The organism is Clavibacter sepedonicus (assembly GCF_000069225.1).
Classification (GTDB): Bacteria; Actinomycetota; Actinomycetes; order Actinomycetales; family Microbacteriaceae; genus Clavibacter; species Clavibacter sepedonicus.
This window is the reverse complement of record NC_010407.1, coordinates 210,714-232,359: the sequence shown is the minus strand read 5'-3', so window position 1 is coordinate 232,359 and position 21,646 is coordinate 210,714. Positions and strand designations below refer to the sequence as shown.

The window sequence follows — 21,646 nt, the reverse complement described above, 5'->3', positions numbered from 1 at the left end:
TTCTTCCGTGCTGTGCGGTGCTGGGTGGTGCTGCGTGCTGCGGTCTCGTGCGGGTGGACGGTCGGCCGTCAGTCGGCCGGGCCCTCCACGATCTCCGCCCCGGCGTCGCGCAGCCGGTCGAGGGCGGCGGCGCTGGTGGCCGGCGCCACGCCCGCGACGAGGTCGGCGAGGATCCGCACGCGCTTGCCCTGGTGCACCGCGTCGAGGGCCGACGCGAGCACGCAGTAGTCGGTCGCGAGGCCGACGACGTCGATGTCGGTGATCTCGTGCAGCGCCAGCAGGTCCGCCAGCGGCACGCCGTCCTCGGTCGTGCCCTCGAAGATCGAGTAGGCGGGCGCGCCCTGGCCCTTCCGGACGTGGAAGTCGACGGCGGTGACGTCGAGGTCGGGGTGGTACTCGGCGCCGTGCGTGCCCTGCACGCAGTGCTCGGGCCACGTGGTCGAGAAGTCGGGGACGACGCCCGCAGCGGCGAAGTGCCCGCCGTTGTCGCCCGTCGCCTCGTGCCAGTCGCGGGAGGCGATGACGTGGTCGTAGCGGTACGGCTCCGCGGCGAGGAGGCCGGTGATCCCCCGCGCGACGTCGCCGCCGCCCTCGACGCCGAGCGCGCCGCCCTCCGTGAAGTCGTTCTGCACGTCGATGATGAACAGAGCCCTGGTCATGCTCCGCTCCTTCCCCGGGCCGGGCCCGGTGCCGTGGATCCGCCGCCCGGGACCGGGCAGCGCCTCATTCGTCCCCCAGGTCCGCTCCGCAGCGGTACGTTCCCGCGGCCAGCGCGTCCAGGGCGATCTTCGCGTCGCCCGTCACGTTCCCGATGGCGTAGAAGGCAAAGGTGAGCTTGGTGCCGTCGGCCGCGTCGACGATGCCGGCGAGCGTGTAGCCCGTGTCGATCCAGCCGGTCTTGGCGACGACGTGCCCGCGGGCCACGGCGCTGTCGCCGGTGAATCGCCCCGCCAGCGTTCCGGTGCGCCCGGCGACTGGGAGCCCGTCGTGCAGGTAGCCGAGCGCCTGCTGACGCTGGTCGACCTGGATCATCAGCTGCGCGAGCAGCGACGGCGGCACGCGGTCGTCGGGGCTGAGCCCCTGGCCGTCGACGATGGTGAGCGTGGACGTGTCCAGCCCGTACGCCTGCAGGGCCTTCGGGATGCCCGCCGCCAGCGACTGCTGCGTGTTCCCGGCGCCGACCTGGATGCTCACGAGCCGCGCGAGGGACTCCGCGAGCACGTTGTCGGAGTTGATGAGCGCGGTCTGGATGAGGGACGACACCGGCTGCGACTCGACCTTGCCGAGCACGCGGGCGCCGGCGGGCGCCGCGCCCTGCGTGACGTCGGCCGACCCGCCCAGCATGGAGCGGAAGGTGCTGCCGACGCGCGCGAGCGGATCCTCGCTGCGGGCGGAGACGACGGCGGCCGGATCGGCGCGGTCGGCGTCGAGCTGCAGCGGCGTCATGAAGCTGGAGTAGCCCGCCTTCCGCTCGGAGGCGGCCCACGACGGGATCCAGGTGTCCCCGGAGAAGAGGGAGGTGTCGAGCACGATGCGGGTGATGGGGGTGCCGGCCGTCGAGGGATCCGCGGCCCACGCGGTGCGCACCTGCTGGGCGAGGTCGCTGAGGCGCGGCGCACCGGGGTAGACGGAGCTGCCGGAGGTGAGGCGCGACAGCGTCGGGTCCCCTCCGCCGACGAGCACCACGGTGCCGGGCTCGGAGCCACGGACCACCGTCGTGGCGATGCGCCGGTCGGGGCCGAGCGCCGCGAGGGCCGCGGCCGAGGTGATGACCTTCATGACGCTCGCCGTGCGCTCCGGCGTGCTGCCGTTGCGGTCGAAGAGCACGCGGCCGGTCGCGGCGTCGCGGACCTGGCCCTCGAAGGTGGCGAGGCGCGGATCCTGCGCGAGGGACGAGATCGAGCACATGCGGAGGTCGCGCGCGGCGGCCTCGTCGGCGGGCGCGGGACGCGGCGGCGCCTGCGTGGGGGTCGGGCTCGGGGTGGGCGTCGGATCGGCGGTGGCGGCGACGCTCGCGGAGGCGCTCCCGGCGCGACCGGTCAGCGCGCCCGCGCCGACGGCTCCGGCGGCGAGCAGCGCGACCACCGCGACGACGGCCGTCAGGGAGCGACCGCGGCGGCGGTCCCGGGCACGGGCGCGGGCGCGGGAGCGGGTCGTGGGGGCATCCGGATCGGTGCGGTCGGCGCGCGCGCGGTCGGGGCCGTCGGCAGGGGATCGCATGGGGCCATGTTAGACGCCGCACCCGGGCGCCGGTCCGGCCGCGGCGGTCCTCCGGATGCGGTCGACGACCGCGCCCTGTGAGGGACGTCCTGCGTGACTGCGCGACCCTCGGGAGGGAGCGAGCGCAACGAGGGGAGGGGAGGGGTGGTGGAGCCGCCTGTCAGAATCGAACTGACGACCTTCTCATTACGAGTGAGATGCTCTACCGACTGAGCTAAGGCGGCCCGGCCTGGACTCGAAGAGCACCGGGCACGAGTAGTGAGCATACCGGATGCGCGGGCCGCTCCCGCACACCGGCCGCGCGGGAGCCGCCCCGCCCGCGATCGGGCGGCGTCCGCTCAGCCGCAGGTCGTGCCGGCGGCCGGCGGATCCCCGCCGAGCAGGTAGCCGTCCACCGCGGACACGATGCACGGATCCCGCTCGTCGTAGGCGATGTGCCCCTCCCCCTCGTAGGTGAGGAGCACGCCCGACGAGAGCTGGCCCGCGAGCGCCTTGGCCCACGAGTACGGCGTCGCCGGATCGCCCGTCGTCCCGACGACGACGATGGGCGCTGCGCCCTCCGCCGACACGGGCGCCGGGGTGTCGCGGGCGGGATACGGCCAGTTGCCGCAGAGCGGGTCGGGCTCGCCGTCGCGGGAGGTGTCGTCGTCGGCCAGTTCGCCGGCTGCGGCGCGGAGCTCCGCCGCCTCCGTGACCAGCACCGCGGGATCCCGCTCCACGGGGTAGTCGATGCACTGGATCGCGAGGAACGCCTCGTAGAAGTTGCCGGAGTAGGTACCGTCCGGCTTCCGGCCGAAGTAGGAGTCCGCGAGCGAGAACGCCGTGGCGGACTCGCCGCGGAGCGCCTCGGTGAACGCGGTGGTGAGGGCTGGCCACCTCTGCTCGCTGTAGAGCGCGGAGTCGATGGCGCTGCGCATGACCTGCCCGTCGAGCTCGCGCCCGTCGCGGGCGCGCAGCGGGCTCTGGTCGAGGCGGTCGAGGAGGGTCGCCACCGTCTGCTCGCCGTCCTCGACGGATCCGTGGAACGGGCACCCCTGCCCCGCCAGGCACGCCGCCATGTACGACTCGAAGGACGTGCGGAAGCCCGTCGTCTGCGCGAGCACGACGTCGAACGAGCTCGCGGACGGGTCCGTCGCGCCGTCGAGCACCAAGCGCCCCACGTGCCCGGGGAAGTCCTGCGCGTACTGGGCGCCGATGCTCGTGCCGTACGAGTAGCCGAGGTAGTTCAGCTGCCTGTCCCCCACCAGAGCCCGCAGCATGTCGAGGTCGTGCACGGTGCTCTGGGTGTCGATGAACTGCTGCAGCGGGCCGGATCGCGCGGCGCAGGACTCCGCGAACGACTTCGACGCCTGCACCAGCTCCTCGTCGTGGGCGGGGGTGCCGGGCGGCGCCTCCGTCTCGCCGTAGAGGAAGGAATCGAGCTGGCTGTCGTCGACGCAGTCGACGGCGGTCGATGCCCCGACGCCGCGGGGGTCCCAGCCGACGATGTCGTACGCGTCCTGCAGGTCGCGCGAGACCGCGTAGTCGACCCTGGCCTTCACGAAGTCGACGCCGGACGCGCCCGGGCCACCCGGGTTGACGAAGAGCGACCCACGCGGCCCGTCGGCACCGCGCGCGGTGTGCCGCACCAGGGCGAGCTGGATGTCGGTGGCCGGGTCCGGCGCGGACCAGTCGAGCGGCGCCGTCGCGGTCGCGCACTGCGCGCCGTCCTCGCACGGGGACCACGTGAGCGCCTGCTCGTAGTACCGCGCGAGGTCGGGCGCGACGTCCTCCGTCGTCGGGCTCGACGTGGAGCTGCGCGGCTCGGGCACGGGGATGAGGCCGCAGCCGCTGAGCGCGACGGCCGCGGCGAGGAGGACCGCGCCCAGGGCTCCGGCCCGGCGCAGGGCTCGCGCCGGAGTCCTCCGGCGCGTCACGCCCGACCCGCCGTGCGCGTGCGGGTGATGGAGACGAGCATCGCCTCCAGGGCGAGCGCCGGCGACACGTTGCCGTCGATCCGACGACGCGCCACGCCCACCGCATCGAGGACCGCCAGCGACGCCGCCGCGGATCCGGCCTCGGCGGCCTCGGCGATCCGCGGGGCGATCGCCGCGTTGACTTGGGGCAGGTCCGCCCCCAACTGGTTCAGGAGCACGTCGCGGTGCAGGGACATGAGGTCGACGAGGATCCGGTCGATGCCGTCCCGGAGGCTCCGCGTCGCGCGCCGCTTCTGGTCCTCCTCGAGCTGCCGGATCTGCGAGCGCAGCTGCGGCGGGATGGACCCGCCCTCCTGCACGCCGAGCGACCGGAGCGCCCGCTCGCGCTCGTCGGCGTCGCGCTGCACCGTGAAGGCCTTGGCATCCTGGCCGGCCAGCTCGAGCATCGCGGCGGCCGCGCGCACGGCGTCGCCGACCGTGCGGATGCCGAGCGCGAGCTCCAAGGTGCGGCTGCGGCGCTCACGCGCCTCAGCGTCGGTCGCGAGCCGGTGCGCCATGCCGATGTGGCTCTGCGCCTCGCGGGCGGCCCGCAGCGCGACGGCCTCGTCGACGCCGTCGCGTCGCTGGATGAGCGCGGCCACGTCCTCGACGGACGGGATGCGCAGCCGCACGCTGCGGACGCGTGAGCGGATGGTGGGGATGAGGTCGGCCTCGCTGGGCGCGCAGAGGATCCAGATGGTGCGCTCCGGCGGCTCCTCGAGCGCCTTCAGCAGCAGGTTCGACGTGCGCTCGGTCATCCGGTCGGCGTCCTCGATGACCATGACCCGGTAGCGGCCGACCGACGGCGAGTACTGCGACGAGGTGACGAGCGCGCGCACCTCGTCGATGGCGATGATGACCCGCTCGGTGGCGAGCACGCCGAGGTCGGGGTGGCTGCGGGCCGCGACCTGGCGGGATGTCGCCGCGTCCCCCTCCGGCGTGCCGTCGCTGAGCAGCGCGGTCGCGAAGGCGTAGGCGAGGTTCGAGCGGCCGGACCCGGGGGGCCCGGTGATGAGCCACGAATGCGCCAGCGCCGTGCCGGCGGCGTCACGCGCGGTGGCCCGCGGGCTGCTGGCGGCGGCGAGGAGCGCGACGGCCTCGGACTGGCCGGTGAGCTCGTCCCAGATCGCGCGGCCGTCGGGGCTCGCGGGCGTCGCGTCTCCCCGGGCAACGGCGGCCTGCGTCGCGGCGGCGCGGTCGGTCTCCGCGTCGCTCACGCGGATGCTCCCGCCGCGATCAGTACGTGTGCCCGGGCGCGGATCTCCGCCGCGATCACCTCGCGCGGCCACCCGGCGTCGACGACCAGGAAGCGCTCCGGCTCCGCGGCCGCGAGCCCGAGGAACGCCTGGCGCACGCGCTCGTGGAAGTCGGCGCGCTCGGCCTCGAGCCGGTCGAAGCGGGTCCGCGCGGCGTCGAGGCGGATCCGGGCGGCGGCCTGGTCGAGGTCGAGCAGCACGGTCAGGTCGGGCAGGAGCCCCTGTGCGGCCCAGAGCGAGAGGTCGCGGATCTCGGCGGCGTCCAGCACACGGCCGGCGCCCTGGTAGGCGACGGACGAGTCGAGGTAGCGGTCCTGGAGGACGACCGCGCCCCGCTCGAGCGCAGGCCGGACGACCGTCTCGACGTGGTGCGCACGGTCGGCCGCGTACAGGAGAGCCTCGGCCCGCGGCGCGATGTGGCCACGCCGGTGCAGCACGATCTCGCGGATCTCCTGGCCGAGGTCGCTGCCGCCGGGCTCGCGGGTGACGACGACCTCGTGGCCCTGCTCCTCCAGCCATTCCCGGAGCAGCGCCGACTGCGTGGACTTCCCTACGCCGTCGCCGCCCTCCAGGGTGATGAAGACGCCGGTCACGTCGCGTCGGACGCGGTCGCCGCGGCAGCGGCCGCCTTGTTGGCGGCCCTCGTCGCCGCAGCCTTCGTGGCGGCGGCCGTCGTTCCCGTCGCCTTCGCGGCGGCGCCCGGCTTGGCCGGGGCCTTCGCCTTGGCGGGCGCCTTGGCCTTCGCCTTCGCCGGGGCCTTCGCCTTCGCCTTGGGCTTGGCGGGCCCCTTGGCGCGCTTGTCGGCCAGCAGCTCGACCGCCCGGTCGAAGTCGATGTCCTCGACGGACTCGCTCTTCGGGATCGTCGCGTTGGTCTCGCCGTCGGTGACGTACGGGCCGAAGCGGCCGTCCTTCACCTTGATGCCCTTACCGCTCACGGGATCCGCGTCGAACTCCTTGAGCGCGCTGGACGGACGGCGCGCACCGTATTTGGGCTGCGCGAACACCTCGAGGGCGCCGGGCAGGTCGATCTCGAAGATCTGCTCCTCGCTCGTGAGCGAACGCGAGTCCGTCCCCTTCTTCAGGTACGGGCCGTACTTCCCGTTCTGGGCCGTGATGGGCGTGGCCGTCTCCGGGTCCTCACCCACGACCCGCGGGAGGTCGAGGAGGCGCAGGGCCGTCTCGAGGTCGACCGTGGCGAGGTCCATCGACTTGAAGATGGAGGCCGTGCGCGGCTTCACGGCCGCCGCCTTCTTCGCCGCCGGCTTCTTGGCGGGCGCCTTCTTCGCGGGTGCCGCCGTGGTCGTCGTCGACGCGCTCTCGAGCACCTCGCCGGTCGCGGGATCGACGCCGTCCGCAGCGGCGGCGGGCGCGGCCTCGGGCTCGGGCTCGGGATCGAGCTCGGTGACGTAGGGGCCGTAGCGGCCGTCCTTCGCCACGACCTGCTTGCCGTTGTCGGGGTTGATGCCGATGACGCGGTCGGTGACGACCGGCGCGTCGATGAGCTCGCGGGCCTTGGCCGCCGTCAGCTCGTCCGGAGCGAGGTCCTCCGGCAGGTTGACGCGGCGGGGCGTCGCGTCCGCGGCGGCTCCCTCCTCGTGCACCTCCAGGTAGGGCCCGTACTTTCCGATGCGAAGGGTGATGTCGTCCGCGATGCGCAGCGAGTTGATCTCCTTGGCGTCGATCTCGCCGAGGTTGTCGATGGTGGGGCGGAGCCCCTTGTGCGCGTCGTTGCCGTAGTAGAAGCCCTTCAGCCAGTCGACGCGCTCGGCCGCCCCCTCCGCGATGCGGTCGAGGTCGTCCTCCATGCCCGCGGTGAAGTCGTACTGCACCAGCTCCGTGAAGAACTCCTCCAGCAGCCGCACCACCGAGAAGGCGATCCAGTTCGGGACGAGCGCGGTGCCCCGCGGCGTGACGTAGCCGCGGTCGACGATCGTCGAGATGATGGCCGCGTAGGTCGACGGACGACCGATGCCCAGCTCCTCGAGCGTCTTGACGAGGCTCGCCTCCGTGTAGCGCGGCGGCGGGCTGGTCTCGTGCCCCTTCGCGTCGACGTCGACGAGGCGCAGGTCCTGGCCCTTCTTGAGGTCGGGCAGCTTGGCCTCGCGTGGCTCGGCGGCGCCGTGGCGCTCCTCGTCGCGGCTCTCCTCGTAGGCCGCCAGGAAGCCGCGGAACGTGATGACCGTCCCCGAGGCGGCGAACTCGGCCACCTCGCCCGCGGACGTGGGTCCTGCGGCGATGACGACCGACGCGGTGGATCCCTTCGCGTCCGCCATCTGCGACGCGATGGTGCGCTTCCAGATGAGGTCGTAGAGCTTGTGGTCGTTGCCGCGCAGCGTGGAGGCGAGCTGCTGGGGAGTGCGGAAGGTCTCGCCGGCGGGGCGCACGGCCTCGTGGGCCTCCTGCGCGTTCTTGCTCTTGCCCGCGTAGAGGCGCGGCTTGTCCGGCACGGTCTCGGGCCCGTAGAGCTCCGCGGCCTGCTTGCGCGCCGCGTTGATCGCCTGCTGCGAGAGCGAGGGCGAGTCAGTGCGCATGTAGGTGATGTAGCCGTTCTCGTAGAGCGACTGCGCCACGCTCATCGTCTGCCGTGCGGAGAAGCGGAGCTTGCGCGCCGCCTCCTGCTGGAGAGTCGACGTGGTGAACGGCGCGGCAGGGCGACGCGTGTAGGGCTTCGACTCGACGCTCTGCACCTTCAGCGGCACCGAGGGGTCGCGGAGCGCCTCGGCGAGGGCCTCCGCGCTGCTGGCGTCGAGCGGGCGCGAGTCGTTCTTCAGCGCGCCCTTGTCGTCGAAGTCGCGACCCGTCGCGATGCGGGCGCCGTCGATGCGGACGAGCCGGGCATCGAACGGCAGCTCCTGCTCGAGCGGCGAGAGCGACGCCGTCAGATCCCAGTACGAGGCGGTGACGAAGGCCAGGCGCTCGCGCTCGCGGTCAACGACGAGCCGGGTCGCCGCGGACTGCACGCGGCCCGCCGACAGCCCGGGTCCGACCTTGCGCCAGAGCACGGGCGACACCTCGTAGCCGTAGAGGCGGTCGAGGATGCGTCGCGTCTCCTGCGCGTCGACGAGGGCCGTGTCGATGTCGCGCGTGCTGTCCCGTGCGCGCTCGATGGCCTCCTTGGTGATCTCGTGGAACACCATGCGCTTGACCGGCACCTTCGGCTTCAGCACCTGCAGCAGGTGCCATGCGATGGCCTCGCCCTCTCGGTCCTCATCCGTCGCGAGGAAGAGCTCGTCGGCGTCCTTGAGCGCCCGCTTGAGGTCGGCGACCGTCTTCTTCTTCTGATCGCTGACGACGTAGTACGGCTCGAAGCCGTTCTCCACGTCCACGGAGAACTTGCCGAGCGTGCCCTTCTTCAGCTCCGGCGGCAGGTTCTTGGGCTCGATGAGGTCGCGGATGTGACCCACGGAGGCCTGGACCTCGTAGCCGCTGCCCAGGTACTGGGCGATCGTCTTGGCCTTGGCCGGCGACTCGACGATGACCAACTTCTTCGTGCCGGGCACGTGACTCCTTATATATGCGTTCATGGGGACCGATGACCGGCCCGGTGTCCGGGATGCGTGCCCGCTCGGATCGGATCCGATCCGGGGCGACGTGCGGCGGGGTCCCCGACAAGGCACACCATACACACGCGCACCGACCGGCCACCTAATCGCGGTGCGGCCTGGACGCGACGCGTCTCGGCTCCTCGGCGGCCCGGCCGGAGCGCCTGTCCGAGGCCCGACCCGGACGCCCGACCCAGGCTCGTCCGCCCTCCTGGGCCGGCCGAGTGACGCTCTGGACCCGGCGCGTCCGGAGACGAACCGGAGGGCGTCGACGCCCGGCCGGGGCGCCCACGCCGGTCATCCCGGTGCCCGGGCCGGCGGCTGACCTGCTCGCGCACGCGCCGTCACCTGGATGCCCAGGGGACCGCCGCGCTCCGCCTCCACGACCGCCGTCGTGCCCGAGACCTCGCAGCCCGTGAGCGCCGCCCCGGCGGCGACCACGACCTCCTCGGCCGCCGCGCAGGGTGAGCCGACAGCGAACCCGGCCGCGACGTCCGCCGCGGCGAGCGCCCCGGAGTCCGCGGCCCCCGCCGCGGCCGCCCTCTCCACGAGCACGGACGAGACGGCGACCGTGGCGAGCGCGAGGGCCGTGACGGCGCCGAGCACGCCGACCGCGAGCGCGGTGCCCGAGCCGGTGTCGCCGTCACGGGGCACCCGGATCCTCCTGCCACGCGCAGCCCTTCGCCTGGACGCGGAGCCCGGCCGCGCCAGCGGGCGCGAACCGGCTGGGGGCGGTGAGCCGGACGCATACGGCGTGACCCGTCCGATCCACCGCCATGGACGCTCCCGCGGCGGCGCCCTCGATGCGCGCCGCCGCCGTGCCCGCATCTTCCCCGCGGCCGATGCTCCGGGCCGCCTCCTCCGCCGCGGACGTCAGCACGACCTGCTGGCCGACCGTCTGCACGGCCCCGAGGCACAGCCCGAGGACCAGCACGACCGCGGGCAGCACGACCGCCAGCTCCGCAGCCGCCGCCCCGCGATCCGCCACCGGGTGCGGATGCGGATCGCGGTGCGGATGCCCCTCCGCCGAGGTGAGCGCGATCACCGGTCGTAGGTCAGGGCGCGCCGCACGAGGTCGAGGAGCATCCCGCGGACCTCGTCGCTCTGCAGGATGACCACGAGCAGCCCGGCGAAGGCCACCGCCGCCATGGTCGCGATGGCGTACTCGGCGGTGGCCGCGCCCGCGTCGCCCGGTGCGCGGCAGAGGAGAGCACGACGCGCTGCCCGGACGACACGCGCTGACCGCGAGGGCACGAGCCCCGGGGAGGCCGTCACGACCTCTCCGCCGCAGATCCCCGCGCAGCTCGTGGCCCGCCCCGATGATCGCGTCGGAGCCGTTCGCGCGGCGGCCAGCGGCCAGACGGCGCGGCCCTCCGGCGCCATCGCTGCTCCGGTCATCCCGGATGCGGGCCCCCGAGCCGCCTCGGCGTCCGCGCCGCGCGCGTCGATCGCGTGCGTCCGCTCCTCGATTCGTCCCATGTCCTCGTCCTCTCCCTCTGACGGGCGATGCCCGCCGTCCTGTCCCCGCCGACCATCGACCGGGACGCCACCATGCCCCGTCCGCCGGGCTCGACCCGCGTCGGGACCCGCGACGGTGGACGCCGTCATCCGCGGCCGAGTGTTGAGGACACGACGGCCAGCAGCATCGGCACGACGCCCACCGCCAGGAACGCCGGCAGGACGCACACGCCCAGCGGCAGCATGAGCCGCGCGGCCAGACGCGCCGCAGCGCGTTCGGCCCATGTGGCGGCGTCCCTGCGGATCCGTTCCGCCTCGCTCGCCAGAAGCACCGCGACGGGTGCGCCCGTGCGTGCCGCCGCGTCCACGACCGGCCCGACGGCGTCGAGGTCGTCGGCCTCCCCCAGCCCGGCGCGCTCGCATGCACGGCGGACGACCGCGACGGCCCGAGGCACGGACGCCCCGCCGGACATGGCCATCGCCACGAGGTCGAGGACGAGCCCAGGTGCCGGCTCGTGCGGCGTGGCGCGTCTCACCAGGTCGCGGTTCCACCGCCACCCGATCGCCACGAGCGAGGAACCCACGCCGAGGCACGCCAACCCGGGCAGGGTCGTCACGAGGACGCGGAGCGGATCGAACCCGAGCCCTGCCGCCAGGAGCAGACCGGCACCGGGCATGAGGAGCACCGTGCGGCTGGTCGCCACCGGGCCGGCGAGCGCCGTCCCCGCGTCGCGGCGGACTCGGGCGATGTCGACGAGGGAGACGGCGAGCCGGTCGAGGGACCGCGCGAGCGGCGCTCCCGTGCGATCCGCGACCTCGAGCCCGGCGGCGAGCGCGCACCACGATCCCGCGGTGGCTCCGCCTGCCGGCTCGACCGCGGTGGCCGCCGCCACGACGCGCTCGGCGAGCGGAGCGGATCCTGCCCCCGAGGCCACCCGGCGGACCAGGGCGGGCACCGCGCGCTCGCCGCGTCGGGCCCGTCCGCCCGGCGGCGCCAGCTGCGACCACGCGCGCTCGAGGTGCAGCCCCGCGCCCAGCAGGACCGCGAGGCGTCGCACGAACGTGGCGATCTCCTCCGTCTCCTCGACGACCGCCTCGTCGCCTGCGCCCCGGAGACGCGACCGGAGGGCGTGTGCGCGCCGGATCACGCGCGGCTCCCGTGCGCGTCGGTCGCCGACGCAGCCACGGCGGCCCGCGCCACCGGGACCGTCGCGGGATCCCATCGCACCGGCATGACGCGAAGGCGACCATCGACGCCGGTCACGAGGCGCCCGGCGGCCGTCACCCGACGCCCCTGCGTCGTGCGTGCGAGGTGGATCACGAGACCGATCGCGCTCACCGCCTGCCGTGCCGTCGTGACGGCGTCCATGCCGGCGAGCGCGCCCAGCGCCTCGAGTCGGGCGGGGACGTCGGCGACGCCGTTGGCGTGCAGGGTGCCTGCGCCTCCGTCGTGCCCGGTGTTCAGCGCTCCGAGCAGCTCCCGGATCTCGCTGCCCCGGCACTCCCCCACGACCAGTCGGTCCGGCCGCATCCGAAGCGCCTCCCGAACCAGGCGCGGCAGCGACAGCTCCCCTGCCCCCTCGATGTTCGCCTGCCTGGCCTCGAGCGACACGACGTGCGCGTGCCGCACCCGCAGCTCGGCGACGTCCTCCACGATCACGATGCGCTCCCGTGGATCCGCACGGGCGAGGAGCGCGCCGAGCAGGGTCGTCTTCCCGCTGCCGCCCGCCCCCGTGATCAGGAGGTTCGTGCGCCGCCGCACCGCCTCCTCCAGCAGTGCGCGACAGCCGGGCGGGAACGCACCCGCCGCGTCGAGCGCGTCGAGCGTCGGCCTCGCCCGCGAGGGGAGCCGGATCGAGAGCAGCGTGCCGCGCGTCGACACGGGCGGCAGGACCGCGTGGATGCGCATCCCGTCGCCCAGCCGGACGTCGACGCACGGCGCTGCCTCGTCCAGGTGCCGCCCGCCCTCCGCTGCCAGCCGCACGGCGAGCGCCCGCACGGACGGCTCGCCGCCGAGGTCGACGTCGGGTCGGCGCTCGGGCCCGGATCCGCGGTCCACCCAGACCTCGCCGTCCCCGTTGACGAACACGTCGGTCGTCCGAGGATCCCGGGCCAGAGGGGCGAGGGGACCGAGGGCGGACGGGACCCGGCGCGAGGGCGGGGTCGATGCGGCCTCGGCGGCGCGATCGCCCCCGGGCAGCCGGAGGGCCACGCCGGCGTCAGATCCTCCGACGATGGACGGGTCCGCCCCGGGGACGGTCCCGCCCGGCGTCCGTGCCCGGGGGACGAACGCCGCGGCGGCGACGAGCGGACGCGCGCTCGCGCCCGGACCCGCGCCCCCTGCGGACCTGTGCCGCGACGCCTCCCCCGGGAGGACGCCCCGACCGACGACGGATGCCTGCCACTCGACCATGCGCGGAGGCTATGCGCGGGCGTGCGGAGCGATACCGGGCGCACCCGACGCGGGGAGGAGGCGTCGCCGTCACGTGCTGGGGAGGAGGAGAGGGGCGGCGCCCATCGGGGGAACGGGCGCCGCCACGTGACGAAGGATCGGGGGAATCCTGGATCCGCCACACGCCGGGCTTGGCCCGACGGCATGAGCATACGCCGCACGCCTCCCGCCACGGGAGGGTTCGGCGCGTTCTGGCCGTTCCCCCACCGGACTCCCGGCCAAGGACTTCGCCACGTCCACCACCCGTCGCCCGCGGTGCCGAGGTGCCCACCCGCTAACGTGGGTCGCGGAGAGGATGACGATGACGATGTCCACGAACCCCCGATCGACCGAGCACGGAGCCCCGAGGCCCGCCGCGCGCGAACAGGACGAGGAGGGGACGACCGCTCCCCCGCCGTCGCCCGACCCGGGGCCCGTCCACCCGCCGTCGGAGGCCTTCTGCGCGACCCGGGTCGCCGACGAGTCCCTCGCCGCATCCGCCGCCGCAGACCGCCTCGGCTTCTGGGCCGACCGGGCCCGCGAGCTCGTCACCTGGGAGACCCCGTTCGAGACGGTGCTCGACTGGTCGGACGCCCCCGTGGCCCGCTGGTTCCCCGAGGGCCGCCTCAACGTGGCCTACAACTGCCTCGACCGGCACGTGCTCGCCGGGCACGGTGACCGCGTCGCGCTGCACTGGGAGGGCGAGCCCGGCGACACCCGCGACCTCACCTACGCCGAGCTCACCGCGGAGGTCAAGCGCGCGGCGAACGCCCTGCGCGACCTGGGCGTCGTCGCGGGAGACCGCGTCGCGATCTACCTCCCGATGATCCCGGAGGCCGTGATCGCGATGCTGGCCGTGGCTCGCATCGGCGCCGTCCACTCGGTCGTGTTCGGCGGGTTCAGCGCCGAGAGCCTGCGGGCGCGCATCGACGACGCCGCGGCGCGCATCGTGATCACCGCGGACGGCGGCTGGCGCAAGGGCAAGGTCTTCCCGCTGAAGTCCGCGGTAGACGCCGCGCTCGTGGGATCCGCCGGATCCGTCGAACACGTCCTCGTCGTGCGGCGCGGCGAGAACGAGGTGGAGTGGGACGACGCCCGCGACCTCTGGTGGCACGAACGCGTCGCCGCCGCGGATCCGGAGCACGTGGCGGAGGCGTTCGAGGCCGAGCACCCGCTCTTCATCCTTTACACGAGCGGCACGACCGGGAAGCCGAAGGGCATCCTGCACACCTCGGGCGGCTACCTCACGCAGGTCGCGTACACCCACCGCAACGTCTTCGACCTGCACCCCGAGACCGACGTCTACTGGTGCACGGCCGACGTCGGCTGGATCACCGGCCACAGCTACGTGGTCTACGGCCCGCTCGCCAACGGCGCCACCCAGGTCATCTACGAGGGCACGCCCGACTCCCCCGCGCCCGGCCGCTGGTGGGACATCGTCGAGAGGCACGGGGTGACGATCCTCTACGCGGCGCCCACCGCCATCCGCTCCTTCATGAAGACCGGCCGCGAGATCCCGGACGCGCGCGACCTCTCCTCCATCCGGCTGCTCGGCTCGGTCGGCGAGCCCATCAACCCGGAGGCGTGGCGCTGGTACCGCGACGTGATCGGCGGCGGCGACGTGCCCGTCGTCGACACGTGGTGGCAGACGGAGACCGGCGGCATCATGATCTCCGCGCTCCCCGGGGTCACCGCCACGAAGCCCGGGTCCGCGCAGTCCCCCATCCCCGGCATCCAGGTCGCCGTGGTCGACGACCAGGGCGAGCCCGTGGCCCGCGGCGAGAGCGGCCTCCTCGTGGTCACCGAGCCGTGGCCCGGCATGCTCCGCGGCATCTGGGGCGATCCCGAGCGGTACCGCGAGACGTACTGGGACCGCTTCGGCGACCGCTACTTCGCGGGCGACGGCGCGCGGCTCGACGAGGACGGCGACATCTGGCTGCTCGGCCGGGTCGACGACGTGATGAACGTCTCCGGGCACCGCCTCTCGACCGCGGAGATCGAGTCCTCGCTCGTCGCCCATCCGTACGTCGCGGAGGCCGCCGTGGTGGGCGCGTCCGATGAGGCGACCGGCCAGGCCGTCGTGGCCTTCGTGATCCTCCGCTCGGCCGAGGCGAGCGCGCTCGGCGATGAGGACCCGAACGAGGTCCTCCGCAAGCACGTGTCCGACCAGATCGGTGCCATCGCCAAGCCGCGCCGCGTGTTCGTGGTGCAGGAGCTGCCGAAGACGCGCTCGGGCAAGATCATGCGCCGGCTGCTGCGCGACGTGGCCGAGGGCCGGGCGATCGGCGACACGACCACGCTGGCCGACACGCAGGTGATGCAGGTCATCAGCGACCGGATGAGCGCGGGCTGACCCGACACCACGACGGGGACGGCAGGAGGGACGGGTGCGCTGCGCACCCGGCCCTCCTCACGTGCCCGCTCCGGCGGGAGGCGGCTACTCGACGAGCGCCACCACGAGCTCGACCTCGACGGGCGAGCCGAGCGGCAGCTCCGCGACGCCGACGGCGGAGCGCGCGTGGATCCCCGCGCGCCCGAGGATCTCCCCCAGCACCTCGCTCGCGCCGTTGATGACGCCGGGCTGCCCGGTGAAGCCCTCGGCCGAGGCGACGAAGCCGGTGACCTTGATCACGCGCGCGATGCGGTCGATGCCGCCGGCCGCGGCCGCCGCCGCCGCGAGCCCGTTGAGCGCGCACGTGCGGGCGTGCGCCTTGGCGTCCTCGGCGGACACCTCGGCGCCGACCTTGCCGGTCGCAGCGAGCGCGCCGTCGACGAACGGCAGCTGGCCGCTCGTGTAGACGAGGCCGCCGTGCACGACAGCGGGGACGTAGGCGGCGACGGGCGCCGCGACCGCGGGCAGCTCGATGCCGAGCTCGGCCAGCCGCTCGGAGATCGCGCCCATCAGGCGCCGTGCTCTGCGCCGGCGACCGGGCGCTTCATGTACGCGACGAGCCCGCCCTCGGGGCCGGTGACGACCTGCACGAGCTCCCAGCCCTGCGACCCCCAGGTGTTGAGGATGGCGGCCGTATTGTGGATCATCAGCGGCGTGGTGAGGTACTCCCACTGCGCGGGCGTTGCGGTCATCTCGGCTCCTTGCCGGTCGGGTCTGGATGCATGACGGGACGGGCGCGGGCGGCCGGCGCACAGGTCTCACGGGATCCCGTACACCCTTCCCGTACTCTGGAGTCTATGTCTGCTTCCAAGAACACGCCCGGCCGCGTCGCCGCCGCGCTCACGGGTGTCCTCGGCATGAGCGCCGTGGCCGGCGTGCTGGTCGCCGCGATGGTCACCCCCGCCATCGCCGTCACGAGCCTGGCCGCCAACAACACGATCGGCCTCTTCGAGGACCTGCCGGACTACCTGCAGATCGACAACCTCGCCCAGAAGACCGAGCTGTACGCCACGCAGGGCGGCCAGCCGGTCAAGTTCGCCGAGTTCTACGCGCAGAACCGCCAGGAGGTGAGCTGGGACGAGGTCTCCGACAACGCGAAGGCCGCAGCCGTCGACACGGAGGACCCCCGCTTCTACGAGCACGGCGGCGTCGACGTGCAGTCCACGTTCCGCGCGCTCGCCCAGAACGTCATCGGCGGCGGCGTCGAGTCGGGCGCGAGCACCATCACCATGCAGTACGTGAAGAACGTGCTCGTGCAGAAGGCGGAGACGCTCGCCGAGACGGATCCCGACGCCGGGAAGAAGGCGTACGCGGAGGCGACGCAGGAGTCGACCGCCCGCAAGCTCAAGGAGATGCGGCTCGCGATCGGGCTGGAGAAGAAGTTCGCGAAGAACGACATCCTGCTCGGCTACCTCAACATCGCGAACTACGGCGGCAGCGTCTACGGCATCCAGTCGGCCGCGAAGTACTACTACAACGTCGACGCCAAGGACCTGAGCATCGCCCAGGCGGCGAGCCTCGTCGCGACGGTGAACTACCCGACCGCCCTGCGGATCGACGAGCCGGGGAACGTCAAGGCGAACCAGGAGCGCCGCGACATCCTCATCGACAACATGCTCAAGCACCACAGCATCACGCAGCAGCAGCACGACGAGGCGATCGCCACCCCCGTGACACCGGCGATCACGCCCTCGGTCAGCGGCTGCAACGCCGCGCAGCCCGCCAGCGCCGCGTACTTCTGCGACGCGGTGAAGTACACCGTCGAGAACTCCAAGGAATTCGGTGCCAGTCCCGACGAGGCCCGCCGCAACCTCAACCGCAACGGCTACAAGATCTACACGACGCTGAACCTCGACCTGCAGGCCAAGGCCACGGACGACATGCGCAAGCAGATCCCCACGACGATGAACAGCATCCCGGAGCTCGGATCGGCGATGACGAGCGTGGAAGCGAAGACCGGTCGCGTCATCGCCATGGTCCAGAACACCGACTACGGCAACAACGCGGGCGCCGGTGTGCAGAGCGTCAACTTCAACACCGACCAGGACATGGGCGGGTCACGGGGATTCCAGGTGGGATCGACGTACAAGCTCGTCACCCTGCTCGAGTGGCTCAAGGAGGGGCACTCGGTCAACGAGGTCGTCAACTCCTCCAAGGGGACGTGGTCCGGGAGCGACTTCCGGGATTCCTGCACAGGTGGGACTCTCAGCTCGAAGCCGCTGGTCGTCACGAACGACGGCGCGGCTCCGGGCGCGAATCGCACTGTGATGTCAGGCACGGCGAACTCGACCAACACCGCGTTCATGGCCATGGCGTCAGAGCTCGACATGTGCGGCATCGTGCAGACCGCGAAGGACATCGGGATCCACCAGGCGGACAAGAGCAAGCCGCTCTCCGGTCTCGTCTCCGACATCATCGGTTCCGGTGGCAACAACATCGCACCCCTCACGATGGCCTCGGCTTACGCCACGGTCGCGAACAACGGGACCACGTGCACGCCGATCCTGATCGACAAGGTCGTGCTCCCCGATGACACCGAGGTCACACCGCCGTCGGCGAATTGCACGGAGACCGTCAGCCCGGATGTCGCCCACACGGCCGCGTACGCGCTCGCGGGTGTCATGGGCGCCACCGGTGCCGCCGCCAACACGAACGACGGAACGCCGCTCATCGGCAAGACGGGCACCACGGATCGCGCCAAGGACACCTGGTTCGTCGGATCCAGCAGCGAGGTCACCACCGCGATCTGGGTGGGGAGCTACGGCGGACAGGACATCCGCCAGCGCACCACCAATCTCCCGAACGGCCAGCTCATGTCCACCGCCCGCTTCGCCGTGTGGAAGCCGTTCATGCAGTCCGTGAACGCGGTCTACAAGGGATCGGCCTTCCCCGGCCCGGCAGCGGACCTCACCCGCACGCCGACGGTCCAGGTGCCGGACGTGTCGGGCATGTCGCCCGCTGACGCCCAGTCGGCCATCGAGGGAGCGGGCCTGTCCTTCGCCCAGGGCGGCGCGCGCGCCTCCTCCGTATCCGCCGGCCAGGTCGCCGGATCCGACCCGGGCGCCGGCGCCAACGCCGCGCGCGGATCCACCGTCACGGTCTTCATCAGCAGCGGGCCCGGCCAGAGCCTGCAGCAGGGCACCCCGGGCACCGTCCCGGACGTGCGCGGTCAGGACATGACGAGCGCTCGCCAGACCCTGCGCGCGGCCGGCTTCGACGTGACCATGGCGCAGGAGCAGGTGCAGGACAACTCGCAGATCGGCAAGGCGACCCGAACGGATCCCGCCGCCGGCCAGCAGAGCGGCGGCCCCGTGACGCTCTACATCGGACGCAGCTGATGGGCGTCGTGGGCACGATCGCGCGCACCGTCGGCGGCGTCGCAGCCGCCGGCGCGGCGGTCTTCGCGTACGCGTCGTTCTACGAGCGACGCCGCTTCACCCTCCGCGAGGTGACGGTGCCGGTGCTCCCCGTCGGCGCCGACCCCATCCGCGTGCTCCACCTCTCGGACATGCACATGGCCCCGTGGCAGCACAAGAAGCAGCGTTGGGTGCGCGAGCTCGCGGAGCTCAAGCCCGACCTCGTCGTCGACACCGGTGACAACACGGGGCACGAGCAGGGCATCGTCGCGGTCGAGGAGACGCTCGAGGCCTTCCGCGGGATCCCCGGCGTCTTCGTGCACGGCTCGAACGACTACTACGGGCCGATGATGAAGAACCCGTTCAAGTACTTCACCGCCAACACGCACGCCACGCAGCGCCCCGCGGACCTCGACCTCGCACGGCTCGAGCGGCTCTACGCGTCGCTCGGCTGGGTCGACCTCAACAACGCCGCGGGCGCGATCGAGGTCAACGGCACGCTGCTCGAGTTCTTCGGCGTGAACGACCCGCACCGCGACTTCGACCACCTCGAGGCGCTCCCCGGCGCGCTCGACGCGCTGCGCGAGGACGGGGACGCCTACCAGGGCGCCTCGGACGCGCCGGTCGTCTCGATGGGCGTGGCGCACGCACCCTACCGCCGGGTGCTCGACTCGTTCGTCACCAACGGCGCCCGGATGATCTTCGCCGGGCACACCCATGGCGGCCAGGTCTGCGTCCCCGGCTACGGCGCGCTCGTCACCAACTGCGACATCCCGCGTCGCCAGGTGAAGGGCCTCAGCGTCTGGCCGCATGCCGAGCGCGCCGCGTTCCTGCACGTGAGCGCGGGCCTCGGCGCGTCGATCTACGCGCCCGTGCGCTTCGCCTGCTACCCCGAGGCGACGCTGCTCACGCTCACGGCGGTCTGACCGCCCGCGGCGTACTCGGGACGCGTGAACATCGGGTATCGTAGAGCCCGGCCCTCGGGCCATCGGGGTGTGGCGCAGTTTGGTAGCGCGCTTCGTTCGGGACGAAGAGGTCGCAGGTTCAAATCCTGTTACCCCGACACACCGCCTCCTCCGGGAGGCACAGCACGACAGCCATGAACGACCAAGGGCCGCTCCCCCAGGAGCGGCCCTTCGTCGTTCGGACGCCGTGCGACCTGCGCCGGGCGTCACCCCACGTGCCGCTCACGCACGCGGAGGACGACGTGGAGGAGCACGAGGATCACGGCGGCCGGCAGAGCGGGCCCCGACCAGAGGACGAGCAGCACCGGTCGCGGCAGCTCGGACAGCCAGTACCCGTACGGACCTGCCGAGAGCGGGAACTGGGCTGCGGCGACGAGGGCGCCCGCGACGACCAGGACGGGGAACGCCCACGCGGACCTCACGATCCCGAAGTGGCGGAAGCACAGCACGCTGACCGAGAAGGCCGCGATCACCGCGATGCCCAGGGGGACGACGACGATGACGGTGGCGTCCCTCTCGTCTTCGGTCGGCGACGACGCCAGGGAGATGAAGATGATCTCGTGGAACGAGAGCGCGACGCCGATGCACCACCACGCTCCCGCCGAGGTGAGCGCGAGCCCCGTCCGCCGCATCCGCGGGCCCGTCGGGATCTCCGGCGTCACCGCAGGCCATCCCGTGAGGACGCCCACGGGCTCTCGGAGGTCACGGCCTCCTCCGGGCGTCGGCGCGCGATCGACGGTCCACGTCCTTCAGCCGGAGCGCCGGCCGCTCGATCGCGTAGTAGGTCGCTGCGGAGAGCACGAGCGTCACCGCGCCCACCACGAGCGTGTTGAGGGCGAAGCCGGCGAGCGTGTCCGGGAGCACCAGGCCCGCGCGGCGGAGGAACCGGATCACGGGCAGGTGCCACAGGTAGACGCTGAAGGAGATCGTGCCGAGCCAGGCGATCCACCGCAGCTCGAGGAAGCGCGTGACCGGGCCGAGGGATCCGCCGCGCCGCGGCAGCGCCACCAGGAGCAGGAGCGTGGCGCACGAGAAGGCCACGATGCTCTCCTCGAACGCGCCCACCGGCGCCTCGGAGGCGACGACGATGAGCGCGGCGGCGACGATCCCGGCGGGCACGCGCCAGGCCGCGACGCGATCGCGCAGGCCCGCGTCCGCGGACAGGGTGAGCAGGATCATCGCCGCCGCCATGCCGTAGGCGAAGAGGTCCGCGTGCACGAGGATGCTGCGGTTCGCGACCGCCTCCCACGTCACGCCCCACTCGCTCGCGAGGCGGCCCCGGTGGCCGAGCGGGGCCTGCGCGATCATGGACCAGACCTTCCCGGCCACGCCGATCAGCAGGAGCACCGCCGCGGGGGTCAGGGCACGGATCCACGTGGCCCGCCCCCGCAGCAGCCGCGCCGCGAGGAGCGCGACGATGGGCAGGAGCACGTAGAAGGACACCTCCACGGCGAGCGTCCACGCGACCTCGATGCCGCTGCGGAGCGTGCGCGGCGCGTAGCCCTGCAGCAGGAGGGCGTTGAGGACGGTGTCGAGCGGACCGAGCGTGCCCACCAAGATCCCGGCGTCGCGGGTCTCGCGCGGCAGGATCGCGACGCGCAGCACGAGGCTCACGAGCAGCAGCACCACGATGTAGCCGGGGAAGACGCGGAGCGCGCGGTTGAGGGCGTAGCGCGACAGGCGCGGCATCGGGACGCCGTCGACGAGGCCGCGGGCGAACGGCAGGAACAGCAGGAATCCGCTCAGCACGAAGAACAGCGTCACGCCGTGGCTGAAGAAGGCGACCTCCCCGACGAGCGGGATGTCGGTTGTCGGCCGGGCCAGCTGGCGCTGCACGTGGTACAGCAGGACGGCGACGGCGGCGATCCCGCGGAGCCCCTCGATGCCGGGCAGGAGCGTGCGCACGCGAGCCGGTGCGGACGTCGGGGTCCCGGTCATGATGGCCTTCCCGGGTCGGTGGATCGGCGGTCGTCCAGTCTACGAGGCGCCCGATCCGCGTGAGCCGCGGGAAGCGGGACCGGGCCACGCACAGCACGACGGCCGCCGCCCGGAGGCGACGGCCGTCGGCG

At 73.2% G+C, this 21,646-nt stretch carries 18 protein-coding genes and 2 tRNA genes; 4 read left to right on the top strand and 16 right to left on the bottom strand.

Annotated elements, in window-relative coordinates; translation table 11 throughout:
• Positions 1-68: 68 nt before the first annotated feature.
• The 12 genes from CMS_RS00980 to CMS_RS00925 form a co-directional block, all read right to left on the bottom strand.
• Positions 69-659 (bottom strand): isochorismatase family protein, encoded by a 591-nt coding sequence (locus tag CMS_RS00980; RefSeq protein ID WP_012297670.1) that lies wholly within the window; start codon positions 657-659, stop codon positions 69-71.
• A 64-nt stretch (positions 660-723) separates the two neighbouring features.
• Positions 724-2,220 (bottom strand): D-alanyl-D-alanine carboxypeptidase/D-alanyl-D-alanine endopeptidase, encoded by a 1,497-nt coding sequence (gene dacB / locus CMS_RS00975; RefSeq protein ID WP_223842682.1) that lies wholly within the window; start codon positions 2,218-2,220, stop codon positions 724-726.
• Positions 2,221-2,368: 148 nt separating this feature from the next.
• Positions 2,369-2,444 (bottom strand) — tRNA-Thr (locus tag CMS_RS00970).
• 114 nt (positions 2,445-2,558) lie between these two features.
• Complete coding sequence (locus CMS_RS00965; protein ID WP_012297668.1) at positions 2,559-4,136, bottom strand: alpha/beta hydrolase; 1,578 nt, start codon at positions 4,134-4,136, stop codon at positions 2,559-2,561.
• The gene (locus CMS_RS00960) at positions 4,133-5,392 is read right to left on the bottom strand and encodes a DNA polymerase III subunit delta' (RefSeq protein WP_012297667.1); all 1,260 of its coding nucleotides are present in this window, start codon (positions 5,390-5,392) and stop codon (positions 4,133-4,135) included. Before CMS_RS00960 ends, CMS_RS00965 begins: the two co-directional genes overlap by 4 nt.
• A complete protein-coding gene (gene tmk, locus CMS_RS00955; protein ID WP_012297666.1) occupies positions 5,389-6,024 on the bottom strand; it encodes a dTMP kinase in 636 nt (211 codons plus the stop codon). Before tmk ends, CMS_RS00960 begins: the two co-directional genes overlap by 4 nt.
• A complete protein-coding gene (gene topA / locus CMS_RS00950) occupies positions 6,021-8,933 on the bottom strand; it encodes a type I DNA topoisomerase (RefSeq protein WP_041464266.1) in 2,913 nt (970 codons plus the stop codon). Before topA ends, tmk begins: the two co-directional genes overlap by 4 nt.
• Positions 8,934-9,272: 339 nt before the next feature.
• Positions 9,273-9,629: an Rv3654c family TadE-like protein gene (locus CMS_RS00945; protein WP_012297664.1), complete on the bottom strand. Its 357-nt coding sequence runs from the start codon at positions 9,627-9,629 to the stop codon at positions 9,273-9,275.
• On the bottom strand, positions 9,619-10,020 hold the full coding sequence (locus tag CMS_RS00940) for a TadE family type IV pilus minor pilin (protein WP_012297663.1): 402 nt from the start codon (positions 10,018-10,020) through the stop codon (positions 9,619-9,621). Before CMS_RS00940 ends, CMS_RS00945 begins: the two co-directional genes overlap by 11 nt.
• Complete coding sequence (locus tag CMS_RS16410) at positions 10,017-10,250, bottom strand: DUF4244 domain-containing protein (RefSeq protein WP_174270075.1); 234 nt, start codon at positions 10,248-10,250, stop codon at positions 10,017-10,019. Before CMS_RS16410 ends, CMS_RS00940 begins: the two co-directional genes overlap by 4 nt.
• Positions 10,251-10,579: 329 nt before the next feature.
• Complete coding sequence (locus CMS_RS00930) at positions 10,580-11,581, bottom strand: type II secretion system F family protein (RefSeq protein ID WP_012297661.1); 1,002 nt, start codon at positions 11,579-11,581, stop codon at positions 10,580-10,582.
• Entirely contained in the window at positions 11,578-12,846 is a 1,269-nt protein-coding gene (locus CMS_RS00925) for a TadA family conjugal transfer-associated ATPase (protein ID WP_012297660.1), read from the bottom strand. Before CMS_RS00925 ends, CMS_RS00930 begins: the two co-directional genes overlap by 4 nt.
• A gap of 340 nt (positions 12,847-13,186) precedes the next feature.
• On the opposite strand from CMS_RS00925, the gene acs reads away from it, so the two are divergent.
• A complete protein-coding gene (gene acs / locus CMS_RS00920; protein WP_012297659.1) occupies positions 13,187-15,217 on the top strand; it encodes an acetate--CoA ligase in 2,031 nt (676 codons plus the stop codon).
• A gap of 84 nt (positions 15,218-15,301) precedes the next feature.
• On the opposite strand, the gene CMS_RS00915 is transcribed toward acs, so the two are convergent.
• Entirely contained in the window at positions 15,302-15,766 is a 465-nt protein-coding gene (locus CMS_RS00915; RefSeq protein WP_012297658.1) for a RidA family protein, read from the bottom strand.
• Entirely contained in the window at positions 15,766-15,948 is a 183-nt protein-coding gene (locus CMS_RS00910; RefSeq protein ID WP_012297657.1) for a hypothetical protein, read from the bottom strand. The genes CMS_RS00915 and CMS_RS00910 overlap by 1 nt, the downstream gene beginning before the upstream one ends.
• Positions 15,949-16,053: 105 nt before the next feature.
• Here CMS_RS00910 and CMS_RS00905 point away from each other — a divergent pair, with 105 nt between their 5' ends.
• The 3 genes from CMS_RS00905 (at position 16,054) to CMS_RS00895 (ending at position 19,675) form a co-directional block, all read left to right on the top strand.
• On the top strand, positions 16,054-18,594 hold the full coding sequence (locus tag CMS_RS00905; RefSeq protein WP_012297656.1) for a transglycosylase domain-containing protein: 2,541 nt from the start codon (positions 16,054-16,056) through the stop codon (positions 18,592-18,594).
• Positions 18,594-19,538: a metallophosphoesterase gene (locus CMS_RS00900; protein ID WP_012297655.1), complete on the top strand. Its 945-nt coding sequence runs from the start codon at positions 18,594-18,596 to the stop codon at positions 19,536-19,538. The genes CMS_RS00905 and CMS_RS00900 overlap by 1 nt, the downstream gene beginning before the upstream one ends.
• Before the next feature lie 63 nt (positions 19,539-19,601).
• A tRNA-Pro gene (locus CMS_RS00895) sits at positions 19,602-19,675 on the top strand.
• 108 nt (positions 19,676-19,783) lie between these two features.
• Here CMS_RS00895 and CMS_RS00890 read toward each other — a convergent pair.
• Both CMS_RS00890 and CMS_RS00885 read right to left on the bottom strand, forming a co-directional pair.
• Complete coding sequence (locus CMS_RS00890) at positions 19,784-20,239, bottom strand: hypothetical protein (protein ID WP_223842681.1); 456 nt, start codon at positions 20,237-20,239, stop codon at positions 19,784-19,786.
• Positions 20,240-20,279: 40 nt separating this feature from the next.
• On the bottom strand, positions 20,280-21,515 hold the full coding sequence (locus tag CMS_RS00885) for an acyltransferase family protein (protein ID WP_012297653.1): 1,236 nt from the start codon (positions 21,513-21,515) through the stop codon (positions 20,280-20,282).
• Positions 21,516-21,646 lie beyond the last annotated feature (131 nt).